At 43.9% G+C, this 21539-nt stretch carries 17 protein-coding genes and 1 pseudogene; 1 reads left to right on the plus strand and 17 read right to left on the minus strand.

From position 1 onward, the window contains the following. From ABUA34_RS05985 to ABUA34_RS06050, 14 genes and pseudogenes are all read right to left on the minus strand, one after another. Positions 1–95 (minus strand): annotated as a pseudogene (locus ABUA34_RS05985) (acetyl-CoA carboxylase biotin carboxyl carrier protein subunit); the annotation flags it as partial. Between the two features lie 19 nt (positions 96–114). Beyond that, complete coding sequence (locus ABUA34_RS05990; RefSeq protein ID WP_238050255.1) at positions 115–1092, minus strand: OadG family protein; 978 nt, start codon at positions 1090–1092, stop codon at positions 115–117. 15 nt (positions 1093–1107) lie between these two features. Next, positions 1108–2523: an acyl-CoA carboxylase subunit beta gene (locus tag ABUA34_RS05995; protein ID WP_117874237.1), complete on the minus strand. Its 1416-nt coding sequence runs from the start codon at positions 2521–2523 to the stop codon at positions 1108–1110. 240 nt (positions 2524–2763) lie between these two features. Continuing rightward, complete coding sequence (gene pgsA, locus ABUA34_RS06000) at positions 2764–3288, minus strand: CDP-diacylglycerol--glycerol-3-phosphate 3-phosphatidyltransferase (protein WP_349823002.1); 525 nt, start codon at positions 3286–3288, stop codon at positions 2764–2766. Next, positions 3285–4598, minus strand: a complete 1314-nt coding sequence (gene rimO / locus ABUA34_RS06005; RefSeq protein ID WP_055273025.1) for a 30S ribosomal protein S12 methylthiotransferase RimO — start codon at positions 4596–4598, stop codon at positions 3285–3287. The genes pgsA and rimO overlap by 4 nt, the downstream gene beginning before the upstream one ends. Before the next feature lie 28 nt (positions 4599–4626). Continuing rightward, the gene (gene folD, locus ABUA34_RS06010) at positions 4627–5469 is read right to left on the minus strand and encodes a bifunctional methylenetetrahydrofolate dehydrogenase/methenyltetrahydrofolate cyclohydrolase FolD (RefSeq protein ID WP_015534883.1); all 843 of its coding nucleotides are present in this window, start codon (positions 5467–5469) and stop codon (positions 4627–4629) included. Positions 5470–5481: 12 nt separating this feature from the next. Beyond that, positions 5482–7152, minus strand: coding sequence for a formate--tetrahydrofolate ligase (locus tag ABUA34_RS06015; RefSeq protein ID WP_022216523.1), 1671 nt, complete (start codon positions 7150–7152; stop codon positions 5482–5484). A 19-nt stretch (positions 7153–7171) separates the two neighbouring features. Then, complete coding sequence (locus tag ABUA34_RS06020; protein ID WP_349823003.1) at positions 7172–10069, minus strand: FtsK/SpoIIIE family DNA translocase; 2898 nt, start codon at positions 10067–10069, stop codon at positions 7172–7174. Between the two features lie 21 nt (positions 10070–10090). Further along, complete coding sequence (locus ABUA34_RS06025; protein WP_118649121.1) at positions 10091–10972, minus strand: undecaprenyl-diphosphate phosphatase; 882 nt, start codon at positions 10970–10972, stop codon at positions 10091–10093. Between the two features lie 59 nt (positions 10973–11031). Then, on the minus strand, positions 11032–11724 hold the full coding sequence (locus tag ABUA34_RS06030; RefSeq protein WP_055144542.1) for a ClpP family protease: 693 nt from the start codon (positions 11722–11724) through the stop codon (positions 11032–11034). Positions 11725–11800: 76 nt separating this feature from the next. Further along, a complete protein-coding gene (locus tag ABUA34_RS06035; RefSeq protein ID WP_055222577.1) occupies positions 11801–14203 on the minus strand; it encodes a glycoside hydrolase family 94 protein in 2403 nt (800 codons plus the stop codon). Positions 14204–14361: 158 nt separating this feature from the next. Further along, complete coding sequence (locus ABUA34_RS06040) at positions 14362–16458, minus strand: polyribonucleotide nucleotidyltransferase (protein WP_022216529.1); 2097 nt, start codon at positions 16456–16458, stop codon at positions 14362–14364. 305 nt (positions 16459–16763) lie between these two features. Further along, positions 16764–17030 carry a 30S ribosomal protein S15 gene (gene rpsO / locus ABUA34_RS06045; protein WP_004851136.1) on the minus strand — a complete coding sequence of 89 codons (267 nt, stop codon included), beginning with the start codon at positions 17028–17030 and terminating at the stop codon, positions 16764–16766. Between the two features lie 128 nt (positions 17031–17158). Then, positions 17159–17329, minus strand: a complete 171-nt coding sequence (locus ABUA34_RS06050; RefSeq protein ID WP_055144551.1) for a hypothetical protein — start codon at positions 17327–17329, stop codon at positions 17159–17161. Between the two features lie 294 nt (positions 17330–17623). Here ABUA34_RS06050 and aroC point away from each other — a divergent pair, with 294 nt between their 5' ends. Beyond that, a complete protein-coding gene (gene aroC / locus ABUA34_RS06055; RefSeq protein ID WP_022216531.1) occupies positions 17624–18721 on the plus strand; it encodes a chorismate synthase in 1098 nt (365 codons plus the stop codon). 196 nt (positions 18722–18917) lie between these two features. On the opposite strand, the gene ABUA34_RS06060 is transcribed toward aroC, so the two are convergent. The 3 genes from ABUA34_RS06060 to ABUA34_RS06070 form a co-directional block, all read right to left on the minus strand. Beyond that, positions 18918–19766, minus strand: a complete 849-nt coding sequence (locus ABUA34_RS06060) for a formate/nitrite transporter family protein (RefSeq protein WP_055222574.1) — start codon at positions 19764–19766, stop codon at positions 18918–18920. Positions 19767–19800: 34 nt separating this feature from the next. Next, a complete protein-coding gene (gene xerD, locus ABUA34_RS06065; protein WP_055144557.1) occupies positions 19801–20679 on the minus strand; it encodes a site-specific tyrosine recombinase XerD in 879 nt (292 codons plus the stop codon). A gap of 225 nt (positions 20680–20904) precedes the next feature. Continuing rightward, the gene (locus ABUA34_RS06070; RefSeq protein ID WP_055222571.1) at positions 20905–21459 is read right to left on the minus strand and encodes an NUDIX hydrolase; all 555 of its coding nucleotides are present in this window, start codon (positions 21457–21459) and stop codon (positions 20905–20907) included. Positions 21460–21539: the final 80 nt, after the last annotated feature.

Genomic DNA, 21539 nt, shown 5'->3' on the forward strand with positions numbered 1-21539 from the left:
GCTACAGGTGCTGCTACTGGAGCTGCGCCACCTGATAATTCTTCAACTGATACATCGTATGATGTGCCATTAACTGTGATTCTATAATTCTTCATAACAATTATCCTCCTATAATTATCTCTTATTCTTTTTTCTTGGTCTTACAACCAACTTATCGTTACTTGGATAGTTTACACGAACTCTTGTCTTTCCGCCCTGTGCCGCCATAACCGCTGCTGATATAACCGCAACAAGCTCTGAGTCGTTCATAACGCTCTCACCGGTCGCTGTGTTGACAATGTCTACTATTCCAGCTGGAGCAGGTGCGCTTCCTGCAGGAGTCTCATCCTCCTTGTCAACATTTAATGTTGCAACGCTTCCAAGAGCCTTCTTTGCCTTCTCAGCCTTTCTCTTCTCTCTTGTCTCCTTGTCCAAAAGAGCCGGAACATACTTGAGAAGTGAAATTATGAATGATATGAAGATAAGTGCTATAAACACGATACCCATACCTATGAGGGTATTTGCTCCCGCATCCTTCATCTTGTCCTTAAGTGTCTGATTAGCAGCAACTTCAAATTCGGAAATCTTGTATGGATAAACACCATTTGATGCAAGCATCTGATCAGCCTCTTCTTCTGAATACTGATTCTGAGCCATCACTGAATACTTCTGGAAATTGTAAGTTACCGAATTGTCTACAAATGTTGCCTTTACTATAGCTTCTTTTTCTGCACATTCTGCATATAATGTAACAACAACCTTGTCATCAACTTCTTGTATTGTTTTATCATCTTCATCTTCGAGATTGACCGGCTTAAACTGCTGGAATTTACCATAGTCAGACTCAATCGTTGAAAAAACCTTTAATGCATCAGCAGTCGTTTCATCTACCTGACCGCCATTTGCCTCTTCATCCACATAGAAATTATATACATCTTCAACCTGCGCAACCTGCATGTAATTCGTAGCCTGTGTTTCTGCTATCTGAACCAATGTGTTTCCGTCATAGTCAAATTCTACTTTCTTGTCTGAAGACGAACATCCGGCAAGTGCAAATGTAACAGCTAACATAGAAACTATCAATAATAACTTTTTCTTTATTATCTTTTCCATTAAGTTGTCACTCCTTTATATTGTTCCATGCTTCTTGAATGGTCTGTCCTCACTCTTAGAAAAAAGCATATCGAGTGCTGCTATAACTCTCTTTCTTGTTGCATCAGGCTCGATGATATCATCCACGTAGCCTCTTCTCGCTGCAGATACGGCACCTGAAAGAGCATCTGTGTACTCAGCCTTCTTCTCCTTGATATAAGCAAGCTTGTCACCGGCTGCTGCGATCTCATCTTCATACATGATCTTTACAGCCATCTCTGGATCCATTGTTCCGATAACTGACTTAGGCCAAGCAAATACAACATCAGCTCCGATAGCCTTTGAACACATAACTGTGTAGGCTGTACCATATGCCTTGTCAAGCATAACAGTTACCTTTGGCACTGTTGCGTTGGCATAAGCGTAAGTAAGCTTTGCAACAGCCTTTGAGATAGTCTTCTCTTCCTTTACAGTTGCTGCAAATCCCTTGATGTTTACAAGTGTGACAACTGGGATATTGAATGAATCACAAAGCTTTACGAAATCCTCTGCCTTATATGCACCGGCTGTTGTCATGACATCCTTCTGGTTTCCGACAACACCGACTGTCTCACCGTTAAGTCTGATAAATGCAGTAACAACGTCATCTGCAAAATTCTTCTTGAGCTCGAATACAAACTCATCATCAGTGATATCTGCTATAACAGCCTTCACATCCCCTGCCTTTGTAGCAAGATCTGGAATGATTCTGTTCACATCATCCTCACATACTGCGCAGTCGCCATCATCCTCATTGTTTGATGGAAGAAGACCTACCATAGTTCTCACTGCACCGAGAAGCTCTGCCTCTGTGTCGTATACTGCGTCAACATTTGCTGTGTTCTCTGCAACATAATCTGCTGCTGCAGTGTCAAGCTTCTCTGCACGGTTCTCATCCAGAGCATTTGGACTGTTAACAAAGAGCTTAGCTCCTTCCTTAGTCATGAATGTTACGTCTGTGAGATTAGGTATAAGTGCTGCACCACCACCGCATGTACCAAATATAGCTGTGATCTGTGGTATTACACCTGATGCAAGAGTCTGCTTCATGAATACCTCTCCAAATGCATTAAGAGCATCTGTAGCCTCCTGAAGTCTGAGTCCGGCACAATCGATCAGCCCGATAACAGGTGCACCCATCTTCATTGCCATGTCGTAAAGGTTTGCGATCTTCTTGGCATGCATCTCGCCTATAGAACCGCCGAGCACCTTTGCATCCTGGCTGTAAACATAAACTAAATTGCCATCGATCACTCCATAACCGGTTATTACGCCGTCTTTTGGAGTATCCTTGTCCTGAATGTTGAAATCTGTATTTCTAGCAGTTACATATGCGCCGATTTCAACAAAACTTGAGTCATCAAGTAACATTGAAATTCTGTCACTTGCTGACAAGCTTGGTGTGTTGCTCATTTTTAGCCCTCCGTTTAATTTATTTTAGGACTATATATAGTCCAATTTTCGCCGAGTATAATTGTAAAGCCTTTGTCGTCATATTTCAAGTAAAATCGAAAAAACCACCAAAGGTTTATCGGCGTTGTAAGCGATTATTTTTCAAAATAAAACAGGGAATCTGTGTAAAATATACCCTCAAACAAAAGTATACCCCAAATTCCCCGTTGAATTATAAAATCTGTTTTATTTTTTACTGTTTTAGTCCTTGAGGACTTCTCTGTTGTGATACAGATAATCTCCAAGAGATATAAGTGTCAGTGCAAGTGCAAGGTAGATGAGCACCTGATCAAAGATGTAGAACACCTTGAGATCAGCTATCAGAAATCCTACCATGATCATCTGAACCGTTGTCTTGATCTTTCCCCACCATCCGGCAGCAATAACAATTCCCTTTTCTGCCGCAATAAGTCTGAATCCGCTTATTATGAAATCACGCGCTATGATCACTATAACGATCCATGCTGGGATCCTGTTCAGATCCGACAGTGCTATGAGTGCCGAACATACCAGCAGCTTATCTGCCAGAGGATCCATGAATTTTCCAAAATTGGTGACCAGATTGTATTTTCTTGCAATCTTTCCGTCAAGCATATCTGTAAGTGATGCGGCTATGAATATTACAAGTGCCACCCACTTCGCCCATCCCGGTGACATATATAAAAACACGAGAAAGAATGGAATCATTATAGCTCTTAGTATTGTCAATTTGTTTGGTAAATTCATTCTACTATCACTCCTGTCAAGTCATATTCATTTGCCTCGGTTATCTTCACATCCACAAATGAACCGGATATCAATTCATATGGTGCGCTGACGAACACTATTCCGTCAACCCCCGGAGCATCTCTGTAGGTTCTTCCCACATATACATCATCGTCGACCAGATATCCCTCAATGAGAACCTTCTGGGTGCTTCCGATCATCTGCTGGTTCTTCTCATAGGAAATCTCCTGCTGAAGCTCCATGATCTCATCGCGCCACTTTGCAGCCAGCTCTCCATCCACCTGATCCTCGTACTCCGCAGCCGGAGTGCCCTCCTCAGGCGAATAAGTGAATACTCCAAGCCTGTCAAACTCGCACTCGTCAACAAAGTCGACCAGACCATCGTGCAGTTCCTGTGTCTCACCTGGGAAACCAGATATGAGCGTGGTTCTGATGGCTATATCCGGCATGGCTGTCCTCAGTCTGCCGACAAGCTCCACAATGTCCTCTCTGCTGGTTCGTCTGCCCATTCTCTTAAGTATCGCATTCTCAGAATGCTGGATAGGTATATCGACATAATGGCAGATCTTCGGATTCGTGGCCATAACCTCTATTAGTTCATCTGTTATCTCCTCCGGATAACAGTACAGAAGTCTTATCCACTCTATGCCTTCTATCTCACTGAGTTTTGTGAGAAGCTCTGGAAGCTTCTTCTCACCATACAGATCAACTCCGTACAGCGTAGTCTCCTGTGCCACAAGGACAAGCTCCTTTATACCATCAGACGCAAGCTTTTCAGCGGATGCGATCAGGCTGTCCATCGGCATGCTTCTGTATCTGCCTCGTATGTGAGGTATTATACAATAAGTGCACAGTTTATTACAACCTTCTGCGATCTTAAAATACGCCATCGACGCATTTGTCGTTACTATTCTCTCGGCAATCGGCCTTGGAGTATAATTTATATCATCTACGATCGACTCCTCGTCGGTTCCTATTGCCTCAACTATCTTATCGTAATTGGTCGCACCAATAATGACATCGATCTCTGGAAGCTCCTTCATTATCTCGTCCTTGTATCTCTGGGACAGACATCCCGCAACGATAAGCTTTTTTAGTTTTCCGGTTTTCTTCAGTTCTCCCATCTCGATGATGGTGTTGATGCTTTCCTCTTTCGCATCGCTGATGAACGCACAGGTATTTACAACTACTACATCTGCCTCTGTCTCATCATTTGTAAGCTGGTGGCCGGCTTTGTTCAGCAAACCGAGCATGACCTCGCTGTCCACCAGATTTTTATCACAGCCTAGTGATATGAGTAATACTTTCATCTGTTCTCCAATAATTTTGCACTTGTTCTTAGTTTATATTTATTGATTCCACGCAGTTTGACATGAGCATGGCTATGGTCATAGGGCCGACTCCGCCAGGTACAGGAGTTATCGCTCCGGCAACCTCCTTGGCTGATTCAAAATCCACATCACCGCAGAGCTTATTATTCTCATCCCTGTGGATTCCCACATCTATAACTGTTGCGCCTTCCTTGATGTAAGATGCATCGATCATTTCTGGCTTTCCTATTGCCACCACGAGTATATCAGCACGTCTGCACACTTCCTTGAGATTCTTTGTTCTGGAATGGCACACGGTTACGGTTCCGTTCTCACGGAGCAGCAGCATGCTCATAGGCTTGCCTACTATATTGCTTCTGCCGAGTACCACGCACTCCTTACCCTCTATCTCTATTCCTGATCTCTTGATGAGCTGGATAACTCCGGCTGGTGTACATGACACAAAACCCGGCTGTCCTATGCTGAGTGCACCAACACTCATCGGATGGAATCCGTCCACATCCTTCTTTGGAGATATGGTCTTTATGACCTTATCCTCATCTATATGCTTTGGAAGCGGGAGCTGTACAAGTATTCCGTTCACCTTGTCGTCAGAGTTGAGCTTCTCTATAAGTGCAAGAAGCTCCTCCTCAGTTGTCTCCTCTGGGAGCTCATATGACAGTGAACCTATTCCTATATACTCACATGCCTTCTTCTTATTTCCAACATATACTGACGATGCAGGATCATTTCCGACCTGAATGACAGCAAGGCATATCTCTACGCCCTCTGCCTTGAGACCCGCAACCTTCTCCTTGAGCTCATCCTTTATCTGTTTTGATATAACCTTACCATCTATAAGCTTATACATTTATTTGTCCTCCTAGAATAATCCGACGATCTTACCGTCATCATCAACATAAATCCTTTCTGCCGCCGGGGATTTTGGAAGTCCAGGCATGGTCATGATCGTTCCGGTAATCGCTACCACAAATCCTGCTCCTGCACTGACATAAACCTCACGGATATTTATATCGAATCCTGTAGGTCTTCCAAGTTTCTTTGGATCATCTGACAGAGAATACTGGTTCTTTGCCATACATACAGGGAAGTTACCAAATCCCATCTCCTCGATCTTGGCGATGGCCTTGCTGGCCTCTGCGCTGTATGTAACACCATCCGCACCATATATCTCTGTAGCGATACAATTTATCTTATCCTTTATTGACAGGCTGTCATCGTAGAGCACCTTGAAGTTGCTCTTCTTGTTCTCCAGCGTGTTGAGCACTGCATTTGCAAGGTCTATACCACCCTTGCCTCCCTGCTCCCATACATTTGCAAGAGCAAAATCGCAATCTCTGTCCTCGCAGAACTTCTTGACAAAGTCAAGCTCTGCCTGGCTGTCTGTGACAAATCTGTTCAGTGTAACAACAACAGGAACGCCATACTTCTGAAGATTCTCAATATGCTTCTCAAGGTTTACTATACCAGCCTTAAGCGCGTCGAGATTCTCCTCGCCGAGATCTGCCTTTGCAACTCCGCCATTGTACTTGAGTGCTCTTACTGTAGCAACCAGAACCACCGCATCCGGCTTAAGGTTGTTCATACGGCACTTGATATCGAAGAACTTCTCAGCTCCGAGATCTGCGCCAAATCCTGCCTCTGTTATTACATAATCTGCAAGCTTTAATGCTGTCTTTGTAGCCATTACACTGTTACATCCATGTGCTATATTTGCAAATGGTCCGCCGTGTACGATTGCCGGTGTATGCTCAAGTGTCTGGATAAGGTTTGGCTTGATGGCATCCTTTAAGAGCGCTGCCATAGCTCCTACAGCCTTGAGATCAGCCGCTGTCACAGGCTCATTGTCCATGTTGTATGCAACGATTATTCTGCCAAGTCTCTCCTGAAGATCCTTCATGTCACTTGCAAGACAGAGAATAGCCATGATCTCCGATGCAACCGTGATGACAAATCCGTCCTCTCTAGGCACTCCGTCGACACGCTTTCCAAGCCCGACAACTGTGTGTCTGAGAACTCTGTCGTTCATATCCATACATCTCTTGAACACTATTCTGTTCACATCTATTCTCAGTGCATTTCCCTGCTGGATATGGTTATCCATCATGGCTGCAAGGAGATTGTTTGCAGATGTTATAGCATGAAAATCTCCTGTAAAGTGGAGGTTGAGATCCTCCATAGGTACTACCTGTGCATATCCGCCACCGGCTGCACCACCCTTGATTCCAAAACATGGTCCAAGTGATGGCTCACGAAGTGCGATAACCGCCTTCTTTCCAAGCTGTCCCATAGCCTCACCAAGTCCTACAGTGATTGTCGTCTTTCCCTCTCCTGCAGGTGTTGGATTGATGGCTGTAACGAGGATAAGCTTTCCGTTCTCGTTGCCCTCAACCTTCTTTATAAGCTCATCTGAGAGCTTTGCCTTATACTTTCCATAGAGATCGAGGTCATCCTCTGATATTCCGAGCTTTGCAGCAACCTCCCTTATGTGCTTCATCTCAGCCTTCTGTGCAATTTCAATGTCTGTCATCATAGCTCTTATCCTCCGCTTTTTATAAATTAGTGTCTATATATTCATCAAACTGTTCCTGAGTCATCAGGATCTTTCTGGCCTTTGTGCCCTCCTCCGGGCCAACTACTCCCGCGGCCATCAACTGATCCATGATCCTTGCGGCTCTGTTAAAGCCTATCTTGAACGTTCTCTGAAGCATACCTATAGAAGCTTTTTCTTTCTCTATAATGAATCTTCCCGCTTCCACGAAATATTCATCCTTATCACTGGCTGAAGCCCCACCTATCGCTGTGGCGCCTGATCCACCATTTCCGGATATTGATTTGGATATCTCCTCATCATATGTTCCCACGCCATTGTTCTTCTTGAGGAAATCAACAACCGCTGTAACCTCATCATCCGACACAAATGCGCCCTGTACTCTGACCGGCTTAGGATAGCCTGTCGGATAGAACAGCATATCTCCCTTTCCAAGAAGTTTCTCTGCTCCTACCATATCAAGTATGGTTCTGGAATCAACTCCCGACGAAACTGCAAATGCTATTCTCGATGGAACATTTGCCTTTATGAGACCTGTTATGACATCAACCGACGGTCTCTGTGTTGCTATGACAAGATGTATACCCGCTGCTCTGGCAAGCTGTGAAAGTCTCACTATAGCATCCTCGACTTCGCCGTGGGCAACCATCATAAGATCTGCAAGCTCATCCACTATGACCACTATCTGTGGCATCTTGGTCAGCTTTTCTCCATCAGCTCCCGCTATAACGGCATTTTCAACCTTGTCATTATATCCCTGTATATTACGTACACTGTGCTCAGCAAAAAGCTGGTATCTTCTTGTCATCTCCATGACAGCCCAGTTGAGTGCCCCTGCCGCCTTCTTTGGATCTGTTACGACCGGTATCAGAAGGTGTGGTATGCCATTGTAGCATGCAAGCTCAACCATCTTAGGATCTATCATTATGAGCTTTACCTCCTCCGGTGTGGCTTTGTACAGTATACTCATTATAAGTGTATTGATACACACTGATTTACCCGAACCTGTGGCTCCGGCGATCAGAAGATGCGGCATCTTGGCAATATCCGTTGCGATGACCTGTCCACTTATATCCTTACCAACCGCAAATGCCACTTTGGACTTGAGGTTCTTGAAATTATCTGATTCTATAAGCTCCCGGAACGCCACAATTGAGTTCTCCTTGTTAGGGACCTCTATTCCTATGGCTGCCTTGCCAGGTATCGGTGCCTCTATACGTATATCCGCAGCCGCAAGGTTGAGCTTTATGTCGTCCGCAAGGTTCAGTATCTTGCTGACCTTGACACCCTGCTCCGGCTGCATCTCAAATCTCGTTACAGCAGGACCGCAGCTATAGTTTGTTATGGTTACATTGACACCAAATGTCTCGAGGGTATTCTTAAGCTTGATGGCTGTCTCCCTGACATGGGCATCCCTGTTGGAATTGTTTGTCTTTTTAGGCTGGGACAGCAGATCTGCCGTTGGGAATTTATATTTTCTTCCCTCCTGATACTGCTTTGAGCTCTCAGTCTGTACCGCCGGCTTCTTTTTGCTTTGAGCCGCGGTATCCGTCTTCTCCTCCTCCGCAAATGCAAAGTCGTAGAGCGGATTGTAATCTGACACACTCTCTGGATGCATATTGCCATTTACCGCTCCCGCAAGGACATCCTCCGCATCATCAGTAAATGAAAGTATCTCTGCATCCTCCATATCAGTGTCCACAGCAGCCAGCTTTGGTTCTTCAGGAGTTACGACCATCGGCTTTCTTCTCTTCACAGGTGCATGCTTCCGCACCGGTTTATGCACAGGATCCTCTCTGTCTATCTGAACTGGATTGACGATCTCCTCTCTGTCGGTCATGACGATCTTCTCTATATCATTGTTAAATTCATCATAGGACATATCCACAGCGCCATCTCCAGGTGTGAGCTCGTGGACATCCTCCATGGCAAAGAAATCCCTGGCAGGCTCCCTCTCTACATTCTTCTGTGGCTTAGTCTTCCTTGGCTTGACCTGCGTTGCAGCAGTCCTGTCGGAAGCTCTGTCATCCTTGGACTTATCGCTGCTGTACACATTGAGATTTGCCATCGATGGTCTCACTCTGCGAACCGGAGTATCATTTACATCATGTGAGTAATAACCATCGTCATATCTGTCACTTTGATACTCCTCATCTTCATACTGTTCGTCATCATCGCTTTCTCTGCGCTCACGGATAGATGCTATGAAAAGTTTGATCTCGTCTATAACTGATATCTCCGTTATGAGAATGAACATGATAACCGCAGCTATAAATATTACTATGCACGCACCCGGAACTCCAAGCAGTGTCCTTATCGCAAAGAATATTCCTCCGCATATAACTCCTCCGCCCGATCTGTCCTTATACCCATCCATGTACAGAACCTTGACCGACTCAAAGGTCGATGAATATATAGCCTGAAATACCATGGACAACAGGATGAGCACAACGCCAAAATATACAACCTTTTTGACGATCTTCCCCCTGAAATCATTTGATATAAGATAGGCAGCCGACACAAACAGATATACCGGGAATATGTACTCGCTGAAACCGATTATTCCAAAGAAAAATCCCGATACTGTATCTCCCACTATTCCGCAGATCCTGAAGTTTGCAAGTAGCAGAAATACCGAAAATGCAAAGAGAACTATGAGTATGATCTCACTTCTCATCTGCTTCTGCCTTGCCAGTTCCTCTTCCCGGGCTTTGCGTTCTATGGCAGCCTTTGATCTGGCAGATGTTTTTTTCGATGCAGTATTCTTCTTCGCAGATGTCCTGTTATTTGATCCACCTTTTGAAGAGTTCTTTGCCACAGTCTTTTTAGACGCAGCGTTTTTGGACGTGCCATTCTTTGATGTATTGTTCTTGTATGACTTTTTATTACCAGCAGCCATTTTCTACCTCTATTCTAAATCTTAAGCAACAAAATACCATATTACAGACACGATTCCCGCGATCATACAATATATGGAAAAGCCCTTAAAATTCTTTTTCTTGACCGTATAAAGCATAAATTTTATACATAAATATCCAACAACACCTGCAACTACCATTCCAACTATGTAATTTACAACATCAGTTCCTGAAATAGATGACTTAAACAGATCAGGTATCTCCAGTATGACTGCTCCCAGAACAGCCGGTATCGACATTATAAATGAATACTTTACCGTGAATTTTCTTGTGTAGCCGCATGCCAGACCTGCAGTTATCGTACTTCCGGATCTTGATATTCCCGGAAGCGTAGCAACAGCCTGTACCAGACCTACAAATATGGCGTTTCTGTATGTAGCCTTTGCCGCACTCTTCTTACCAACCGGCAGTCTGTCCGCAAAATACAGGATAACAGATGTTATACACAGACAGATACCCGGTATCAAAAGTGTATCTCCCGCATGTCCTATAGCTTTGTCAAATGGGACTGCGATCACCGTCGTCGTAAGAGTTGACACGAGTATGAGCATAACAAACTTTCTGTATGCCGTACACACGATCTTCCTATACGGATATATCTGTTCCTCCTTCGAGGTCTTGTTCTTTATGAAATTTACCAGATTGACACAGCAGTCTCCAACTATCTTGAGTCCCTCTATAACAAGCTTCTTTATATCTGCCCAGTAGACTATAAATATGGCAACCAGAGTGCCAAAATGGAGCAGTATGTCAAATAATATACCCGTATCGGTCTCCACTCCAAAAATATTCTTGAAAATAGCCAGATGTCCCGAACTGCTGACTGGAAGAAATTCTGTAGCTCCCTGTATTATTCCCATCAAAATTGCCTGTAATAAGCTCATGACCAACCTCCCTTGATCGATGTTTATACAATATCCTATGGAATTTTACTATCATTTTCTTAATTAATCAAGTCATACAGCGTTTTTAAAGCCGCCGACATACCACCGATCCTGTCTATAACCCTTTTTTCGACAGCCTGTTTTCCTATCAGAACCGAGCCCACATCCTTGGTCAGCTCTGTCGTGTTAAACATAAGTTTCTCCAGTTCTTTCCTGTCTATAGATGAGTGATCCACTGTGAACTGTATGATCCGCTCCTGCATCTTCTCTATATATTCAAAGTTCTGCTTAACTCCAAGCACCGCCGTATTTGTCCTTATTGGATGAACTATCATCGTTGCGGTCGGCACTATAAAAGACACATTTCCCGACACCGCCAGAGGAACTCCTATGGAATGTCCGCCGCCAAGCACGATATTGACGACCGGCTTTGACAGGCTGGACAACATCTCAGATATGGCAAGTCCGGACTCAACATCGCCTCCGACCGTATTTATCAGAGTCAAGACTCCCTTTACATCTCCGCAGTTTTCTGCCTGGGCTATCACCGGAAGCAGCTTCTCGTAGCTTGTACTCTTCATACCGGCAGGAAGCTTGTCATGCCCCTCAATCTCTCCATATATTCCACATAACAGGATATAACCTCCACCTGGAACATCCATAACATGTATGTTGTCAGTGAGTTTTAACCTCTCAGCGATCGATACCGATTCCACTTCGCCTGCACCACCTTCCAACCCCAATCCACTCATTCCGCATCAGGGCAAAAATTAAGAAGGGCTGAGCCCTTCTTAACTTAATATGGTATAAATAATGTATTTATATTCATTACATTACAAGCACGATATCGTTTGTATCAGCAAGCTTGTCAGCAGGGATATAATTGGCCTCAAGTTTCTCACCATTTAATGTGAGGCTCTGGAAACCGCTCTCATGTCCATCAGGATTCTGAACCTTGATTGAGAGCTTCTTACCCCTGAACATCTTCTCGATCTCAAACTCCTTCCAGTCTGATGGGACTGAAGGCGCGATCTTGATTCCGCCAAAGTCTGGTCTCATACCCATGATACCCTCAACGCAGCCAACCATACATGTGGATGCTGTACCTGTAAGCCAGTGTACATGAGCGCGACCCTCAAATGGACTTCCAACAGACTCTGTGAACTGTCCATGGCAGTATGGCTCAAGCTTTCTGATCTCTGCCTTATCATTCATGGATGCAGGAGAGCTCTCGTTGAAATACTCAAACGCTCTGTTTCCATGTCCCATGAGCGCCTCGGCAAGTATTATCCAGCCCTGTGGCTGTGAGAATATACCCGCATTCTCCTTTGTTCCTGCATTGAACAGAAGCATGAGTGCTCCGTCAAATGCATGCTCTCTGTATGGTGGGAACATAAGTCTCACACCGTACTCTGTGTTAAGCTCCCTGTGAACAGACTCAAGGGCGATCTCAGACTGCTTTCTTGTGGCAAGTCCGCTTATAACTGCCCATGACTGAGGATTCAGCCACATGCTTGCCTCAGGATCATTCTTTGAACCGATGACCTGTCCGCCTTCCTTGTATCCACGGATGAATCTGTCATCCTCCCAGCACTTCTCCTGAATGGTCTCACCCATCTTGTACTGAATGCTATTGATGTAATCTATGTACTCTGCATCATCCTTCATCTCAGCAAAATACTTGATAACTGTCATCGCATAGTAGAGCTGCATTGCAACAAATGTTGACTCGCCTCTCTTTCCAAGTCTCAGACAGTCATTCCAGTCTGCCCAGAGTCCTGCCGGCATACCATTATCTCCAAGTCTGTTCATGGAGAAATCTATCGCTCTCTTAAGATGCTCATAAACTGTACCCTCATCCTTGTTGGCAAATGGAATAACCTCGTCTATGAAGTCAAGGTTGCCTGACTCAGCAATATACTTATATACAGTTGGGAACAGCCAAAGTGCGTCATCTGCACGGTATGCAGGATGTCCTGTCTCCTGTACATATGATGGATCATCCGGTGTATCCTCATGACCTGCGTTATGTGTGAACTTTACAAGTGGAAGTCCACCGCCGTTGTCAACCTGTGCTGACAGCATGAATCTGATCTTCTCAAGAGCCATCTCAGGTGCAAGGTGGATAACGCCCTGGATATCCTGAACTGTATCTCTGTATCCATATCCGTTTCTCAGACCACAGTATGAGAATGATGCAGCTCTTGACCATATGAATGTCATGAAACACTGGTATGCATTCCATGTATTTACCATGTTGTTGAATGAATCACTAGGTGTGTGCACCTGGAAGTTGTTGAGCTTTGAATGCCAATACTCGATCAGCTCGTCAAGCTCCTTCTGACATGCTGCGGCAGGATCTGCGTATCCGGCTATGACAGCATTTGCAGCGTCATTGTCCTTCATTCCGACTATGAATGCAAAATCCTTTGACTCGCCCGGAGCAAGTGTGAATTTTGTCTGGAGTCCACCGCAGGCATTGCTGTTGTAGTTGAGCTTGTTGCCAAGATCTCCATTTATAACTCCGATCGGATTGCCGTAGCCGTGATATCTTCCAAGGAACTCCTCCTTGTCACCACAGTATGATGCAACATCACTTCCGGCAAGTGCAAAGAATCTTTTGTTTGCCTTACTTCCATTGATCTCAGCCTTCTCAACATTCTCATTGATGACCTGAAGGATCTTGTTGTTGTCCATGAAATATGTTCTGGTTATGAACAGTGTATACTGGAGATTTACCTGATCCTGCTCATAATTGCAGTCATTTGTAAACTCACAGTATCCGATAGCTGAAAGGTTACGAGGCTTATCAGAGTTGTTGGTAACTCTCACCTTCCACACTTCATGTGTCTTGTTAAGTGGAACATAATACATCACCTCTGACTTGATATCAGAATACTCTGCATACATCTTTGTATATGCCGTTCCATGGTGACATTCACTCTTATACACATCAAGACTCTTGCCTACCGGCTGCCATGATGCTGACCAGTAATCCTTTGTGTCATCATCGCGAAGATATACATATCTTCCAGGCTGATCAAAGCTGTTAAATATGTATCTCAGTATTCTTCCGTTTGCTCCTGACTTCTCAAAGCTGTAGCCTCCTGCGTTGTTGGAGATTATAGCTCCGTATTCCGGTGAACCAAGGTAGTTTGCCCAAGGTGCCGGGGTGTCTGGTCTGTCAATTACATACTCTTTGTTCTGTTCGTCAAAATAACCGTATCTCATATGTTCCCCCTTAAATCTGAATTTATTTTTTAGTTTGTTTATGTATGCCTTTATTTACTACAATGCCCCGGAACCGGCCATATGACAGACCGGCTTCGAGACATCAGATTTACCCTTATAAAAAATATCCTTATTATAGTTTAGCTCAGAACTGTTATTTACTGTACATCCTTGAGACTCAGGCTTATTCTTCCTGCTCTCTCGTCGATCTTGATGACCTTAACGTCAACCTCATCACCTACATTTACAACATCCTCAACCTTTGCAACTCTCTTGTCTGAAAGCTTTGAGATGTGGATGAGTCCATCCTTGTTAGGTGCAAGCGATACGATAGCTCCACAGTCGATAACTTTTACAACCTTACCATGGTAGTTCTTGCCAACCTCAAGAGGCTCTACGATCATGTTGATCATCTCGATAGCCTTGTCCATACCTGCCTGCTCTACGCCACAGATAGAGATTCTTCCCTCATCATCGATATCGATCTTAACACCTGTCTCCTCGATGATAGTGTTGATAGTCTTACCTCTCTGTCCGATAACCTCACCGATCTTCTCTGGATCAATCTTGATCTGCTTGATCTTTGGCGCGAACTCATTGACCGTTGGTCTTGGAGCTGCGATGGCCGGCTTCATACATGTCTCCATGATGAAGAGTCTTGCCTCACGTGTTCTTGCGATAGCCTCCTCAACGATAGGTCTTGTAAGTCCGTGAATCTTGATATCCATCTGGATAGCTGTGATACCCTCTGTTGTACCTGTTACCTTGAAGTCCATATCTCCGAAGAAGTCCTCAAGTCCCTGGATATCTGTGAGTACGATGTAATCGTCGTCTGTATCACCTGTTACAAGTCCGCATGAGATTCCGGCAACCATAGCCTTGATAGGAACACCGGCAGCCATGAGTGACATACATGATGAACATGTTGATGCCATTGATGTTGAACCATTTGACTCAAATGTCTCTGATACGGTTCTGATCGCATATGGGAACTCTTCCTCACTTGGAAGTACAGGAAGAAGTGCTCTCTCAGCAAGTGCACCGTGTCCAATCTCTCTACGTCCAGGTCCTCTTGAAACCTTTGTCTCTCCTACTGAGTATGAAGGGAAGTTGTAGTGGTGCATATATCTCTTGGATGTAACGTTCTCGTCAAGTCCGTCAACTCTCTGGATCTCAGAAAGTGGAGCAAGTGTACATACGTTACAGATCTGTGTCTGTCCTCTTGTAAACATAGCTGAGCCGTGGACTCTAGGAATGATGTCAACCTCAGCAGCAAGTGGTCTGATCTGGTTGATAGCTCGTCCATCAGGTCTCTTGTGATCCTTGAGGATCATCTTTCTTACTGTCTTCTTCTGATACTGGTATATAGCGTCTGGAAGAACTGCAAGCCACTCCTCGTTGTCTGCAAATGCCTCCTCAAGCTTCTCTGTGATCTGTCTGATGTTCTCCTCACGAACCTGCTTCTCGTCTGAGAATACAGCCTCCTCCATAGCCTCTGGAGGAACGATCTCCTTAATCGCTGCAAAGAGCTCCTCTGGAACTGCACAGCTTACATATGAATGCTTTGGCTTTCCAACCTCAGCTACTATCTCATTGATAAATGCGATGATGTCCTGGTTGATATCATGAGCCATGTAGATAGCTTCGATCATCTTAGCCTCAGGTACAATATTTGCACCGGCCTCGATCATGATAACCTTCTGTGATGTAGATGCAACTGTGAGCTTCAGATCACCCTCATCCCACTGCTTCTGTGTTGGGTTGATGATGAACTCTCCGTCGATGAGACCTACCTGTGTCATGGCACATGGTCCATCAAATGGAACGTCTGATATACATGTTGCGATAGATGATCCGAGCATTGCAACCAGCTCCGGTCTGCACTCTGGATCTACTGACATAACAAGGTTGTTGAGTGTTACGTCATTTCTATAATCCTTAGGGAAAAGAGGTCTCATAGGTCTGTCGATTACTCGTGATGTGAGGACAGCGTTCTCTGATGCCTTACCCTCTCTCTTATTGAATCCTCCAGGTATCTTTCCTACTGAATATAACTTCTCCTCATACTCTACTGAAAGTGGGAAGAAATCAATTCCGTCTCTTGGCTTCTCTGAAGCTGTACATGTTGAAAGCACTGTTGTGTCACCGTACTTGATAAATGCAGCACCATTTGCCTGTGCAGCTACTCTGTTGATATCAACAGTGAGCATTCTGCCAGCGATCTCTTTCTGGTATCTCTTGAATTCCTTACTCATCTCAAAATCTCCTTGATTTAATATTTATTTGTATTGTGGAAGACGTCGAAACAACTATAAAAAACACCATGTCTTATAACCTTTTTGCCATCTTTCAGCGATGATCCATGATATTCTTTATAGAAGTCTCGATATGTCATTCCACAATCTTTTAAATTTTATCATACGAATATAAAAAATACAATATCCAAACGCCTCTGTTTACACTATTTGATACCATAAAAATGTGTCCGGGCAAATAAAAAGGAATCATGCGTGTACACATGATTCCCATAATTGTTATTGTATTAAGGCTCGAATAGAAATTACTTTCTAAGTCCAAGGCTCTCGATGAGCTTTCTGTATGCCTCGATATCCTTGCTCTTGAGGTATGCAAGAAGGTTTCTTCTCTGACCAACCATCTTAAGAAGACCACGGTTTGAGTGATGATCCTTTGGATTAGCCTTGAAATGTCCGTTGAGATCGTTGATTCTTGCTGTAAGAAGTGCGATCTGAACCTCTGTTGAACCTGTGTCGTTTGCATCCTTGCCGTACTTAGCTACGATTTCCTGCTTCTGCTCTTTTGTTATCATAATAACAATCCTCCTATAAAATAATATACATGACTGACACCGGGCAAAAGGCCTAGAGGTGTCCTCAAACTAAGTGTCAGTTGACCTTGTGTAGGATAACATATGTGTCTGGTTTTGTAAAGAGGAAATTAATCCGCAATTTCATACTGCAAAAATGCATAGTGCAGCCTTGTTCCTTCCGCTATACTTTCCGGAAGCAGCGCCCTTGCAACGAGCTTTGTCTCACCGCCAAGATCATTCTCATCAACAAGATTTGCGTAATCTCCGTCTATCGATTTTACTATATAATATTTCTCCATTTTCTTGACCACCTTATGTCCGGCTGTGCTTTCAGCCGTGTCCTTTCGTTCTTTCATTTATTTCATAGATATTTTAATATATAACATATTTCATTACAACCCCGGCCGGTAATATTCGCGGTTTGACATTCGCCTTATACGCTTTCACACTTTACAGCATCCCAACTTATTTCTTGTTATCACAAACTTATCTATGCTATAATAGTGCGCGTGGACATTTGCGCTGCAGGATTCTGCAGTTCATTTGCCGAATAGAGAGCGGCAGGTTTCACCGCATTTGAAAGGAGATATATTATGGCAGGTTCCACCATAGGAAATAAATTTACCATCACCACATGGGGAGAATCCCACGGAAAGGCTCTGGGAGTTGTCGTTGACGGCTGCCCTGCCGGTCTTCCACTGTGTGAGGAAGATATACAGGTATTTCTGGATCGCAGAAAACCCGGATTTTCACAGTTCTCAACGCCTAGAAAGGAATCCGATACCATAGAGATACTGTCAGGAATTTTCGAGGGAAAGACAACCGGAACTCCTATATCCATGATGGTGAGAAATACATCCCAGCGCTCCGGGGATTACGGAGATATCGCCACATATTACAGACCAGGCCACGCAGATTATACATTTGATGAAAAATATGGCTTCAGGGATTACAGAGGCGGCGGCCGTTCATCAGGACGAGAGACCATCGGCAGAGTTGCAGCCGGTGCGATCGCCTCAAAGATACTGAAGGAACTCGGTATCACCATAACTACCTACGTATCTTCCATCGGTGATGTACATATAGACAGGAACAATTTTGACGCTGACTATATACTTAAGAACGACCTCAATATGCCGGACCCGGATGCCTACGAGAAGGCATCAATCCTTCTTCAAGACTGCATGGCAGAGAACGATTCCATAGGCTCTGGTGTTGAATGTATCGTGCATGGAATGCCGGCAGGTATCGGTGAACCGGTATTTGACAAACTGGATGCATGCCTCGCAAAGGCAGTTATGTCCATCGGAGCTGTGAAAGCTGTCGAGATTGGCGACGGCACCGAGGTATCCACTGCAAGAGGTTCATATAACAATGATGCATTTGTCATGAACGGTTATAACGTAGACAAGGAGACCAATCACGCCGGAGGTATTCTCGGCGGAATGAGCGATGGTTCAGACATAATCATCAAGGCGCATTTCAAGCCGACCCCATCCATCGCATCCACACAGAAAACCGTTAACAAGTCCAGGGATAACATAGAGGTCTCGATCAGAGGCCGCCACGATCCTATCATTGGGCCGAGAGCTGTTGTGGTCGTCGAGGCCATGACCGCCCTGACGATCCTTGATCTTATATTTGAGAATATGTCATCCAGAATGGACAAGATAATTGACTTTTATAAGTAATTGTCAAACAAACTGAAAATTGCGACAAACAATAATGCGATAAAATGTAAATAATAAAAAACAGATGTGATATGATCCAGGGGTGATTCCTCAAATCATGCCATATCTGTTTTTTATTTATCTATCTTATTTTTCATTCCATCATTTATTCAGTCCATCATTCTGACCTTGTTGCCTATAAGTCTGGCGCCAGATTCTACTCTTCCACCTTTTTAGGCTTGTTGATGATGTAAAGTCCAATTCCCACTATCAGACCACCGCCGATGATATTACCAAGCGTTACAGGGAGGAGATTTTTACTGAAGAAATGTCCCACTGTGAGCTGGTCACTTATCTGCTGTGCGGTATATCCATAGAGCTCGCATGCCTTGTCCACGTACTTGCTGTTTGATGCAGCCATCAGACCTGCAGGTATATAGTACATATTTGCAACGCAGTGCTCAAAACCTGACACGACGAATACCATTATCGGGAAGAAGCATGCAAACAGCTTTCCAATTATATCCTTAGCCGAAGATGACATGAGAACCGCGATGCACACGAGAACATTACACATTATTCCCGACATGAACGCATTGCAAAAATCAAGGCCTGTCTTACCCATAGCCACCTTGATGGTATAAGCGCCAAGGCCGCCTGCTGAATTATCAAACTGACCGCTTCCATATATAAGAGCTGCAGTCACAACTGATCCAAGCATATTGCTGAGATATACAATAACCCAGTTCTTGAGCATCTGCACAAGCTTTATCCTACCATCAATAACCGCTGTTATCATCATACAGTTTCCGGTAAACAGCTCTGCACCGATAATCGATAACATCATGAGTCCTACAGGGAATATGCATCCTGCAAGAGTCTTCGCAAGTCCGAAATTGTCCACCGTATGCACCGCAAGGTTTGATCCCTCAGCTCCTATCGCAATGAACATTCCTGCAAAGAATCCCATCATGATCATCTTGTACAGCTTGAGATTTGCCTTTCCAACAGCACCCTTGAGATTATTCTCAATGATCTGTGCCGGAACGTAGTAATTGTTTTCCATGATTTAATTGTCTCCTTAGTTTATAAGTTATTTGTTAGGCCCTCGGATATGCCTTTGCATATTCTTCCTTGAGCTTACTCTGCTTATTTGTAAGATATATCTGGGTTGTCGCAATATCCACATGTCCAAGCATCTCTTGAACAGACTTTATATCCGCTCCATTCCCCAACATATGTGAGGCAAATGAATGCCTTATCATATGAGGTGTTATATCCTTATCTATGCCGGCCTTAGCCGCATAATACTTTATTATCTTCCAGAATCCCTGTCTCGTCATAGGTGCACCCTTGCAGTTGAAGAACAGATAATCACTGCCTCCACTCATATCATCGCGCACCTCAGTAATATATCTGCTGAGGGCTCTCTGAGCAACCTCCGCAACCGGAACAGTCCTCACCCTGTCGCCGTCGTGGCACTCAATGAACCCAAGCTTTATGTTGACATCCGTGAGTTTCAATGTCACAAGCTCTGTAACACGTATTCCTGTAGCATACAACAGCTCCAGCATCGCCTTATCCCTGATCTCCTTTGGAGTCTTGTTGGTAGGCTGGTCGAGAAGCTTGTTCACCTCACTTATGGTAAGCGTCTCAGGAACCTTCTTCACGATCTTCGGAGGCTTGATATTCTCCGTTGGATCATCATTCACTATCCTCTCCCTCATGAGATAGGCATAGAATGACTTTATGGATGCAATGTTACGTGACACCGTAGCCATGGACATCCCCTGTTTCTCCATTTCCAACACATACGAAGTGATATAAGTTTCATTAATATCATCAATCCTCGTTATGCCCTTCTCGTCAAAATACCTGTAGAATTTTATCAGATCTCTCCGATATGATGCAACAGTATTCTCACTGGATTTTTTTACATTTCTTAAATAATCAACATATCTGTCTATGTATTGTTCCACTAATTTATCCCCTTAGTTATGTAGACTGAATTATATTATAAATACAAATGTAAATAAAATCAAACACTATTTTAACAAGTAAAATCAAGGCTTCACGGCATTTTTAATAAAAGTACAAAATGCGGTGCGCGATCAAATTATGTATACTAGATATTGACATAATTCTTTTCAAAAATATTTCACATTTTTTAATTCCGACAATGTTTCAGTTGAATTTTCTATGTTTCAAATTATGTGATTGCTTGTTTGGGAGCATTTCTTACCCCAATATGCGTAGATTGCAATTATTGTTTTGGAATCCACTATCCTGCCATCTCTTATCATATTGAGTGCATCATCAAGACCTATCTCCTCGGTCTCTATAAATTCATTCTCGTCCAATGCACATATTCCTCTGGTAAGTTCCCTGCCTATATACACGTAAGTCTGTTCATCACTTGTACCGATAGCCAGAACTGCTCTAGTCACATACTCCACAACCTTCGCGGTAAACCCTGTCTCTTCCCTGAGTTCTCTTCTGGCTGCATCTTCAGGAGACTCTCCCTCATCGATAAAACCAGCCGGAACCTCGTAGGTTATATCATCAATAGAATTCCTGTATTGCTTTATCAGTATGAGCGATCCATCGTCTTTCACTGGAAGAATGCATGCTCCCGGGTGATGCTTTATCAGATCATATACAACATCTCTGCCATCAGGCAGTTCAAGATAGTCGTTATATACATCAAACACATGCGCTCTGTATGCCACTTCCGTCTTTATCCTCTTGAATTTTTCCATCTTTTAATCTCACCTCCCGTTTTATAGTTTGTCATGCATAAGAATGGTAAACTGTATATGACAAATCATAAAAAGGGTTT

Source organism: Coprococcus sp. RTP21428st1_C9_RTP21428_210409, assembly GCF_040227395.1.
GTDB classification, from domain to species: domain Bacteria; phylum Bacillota; class Clostridia; order Lachnospirales; family Lachnospiraceae; genus Coprococcus; species Coprococcus aceti.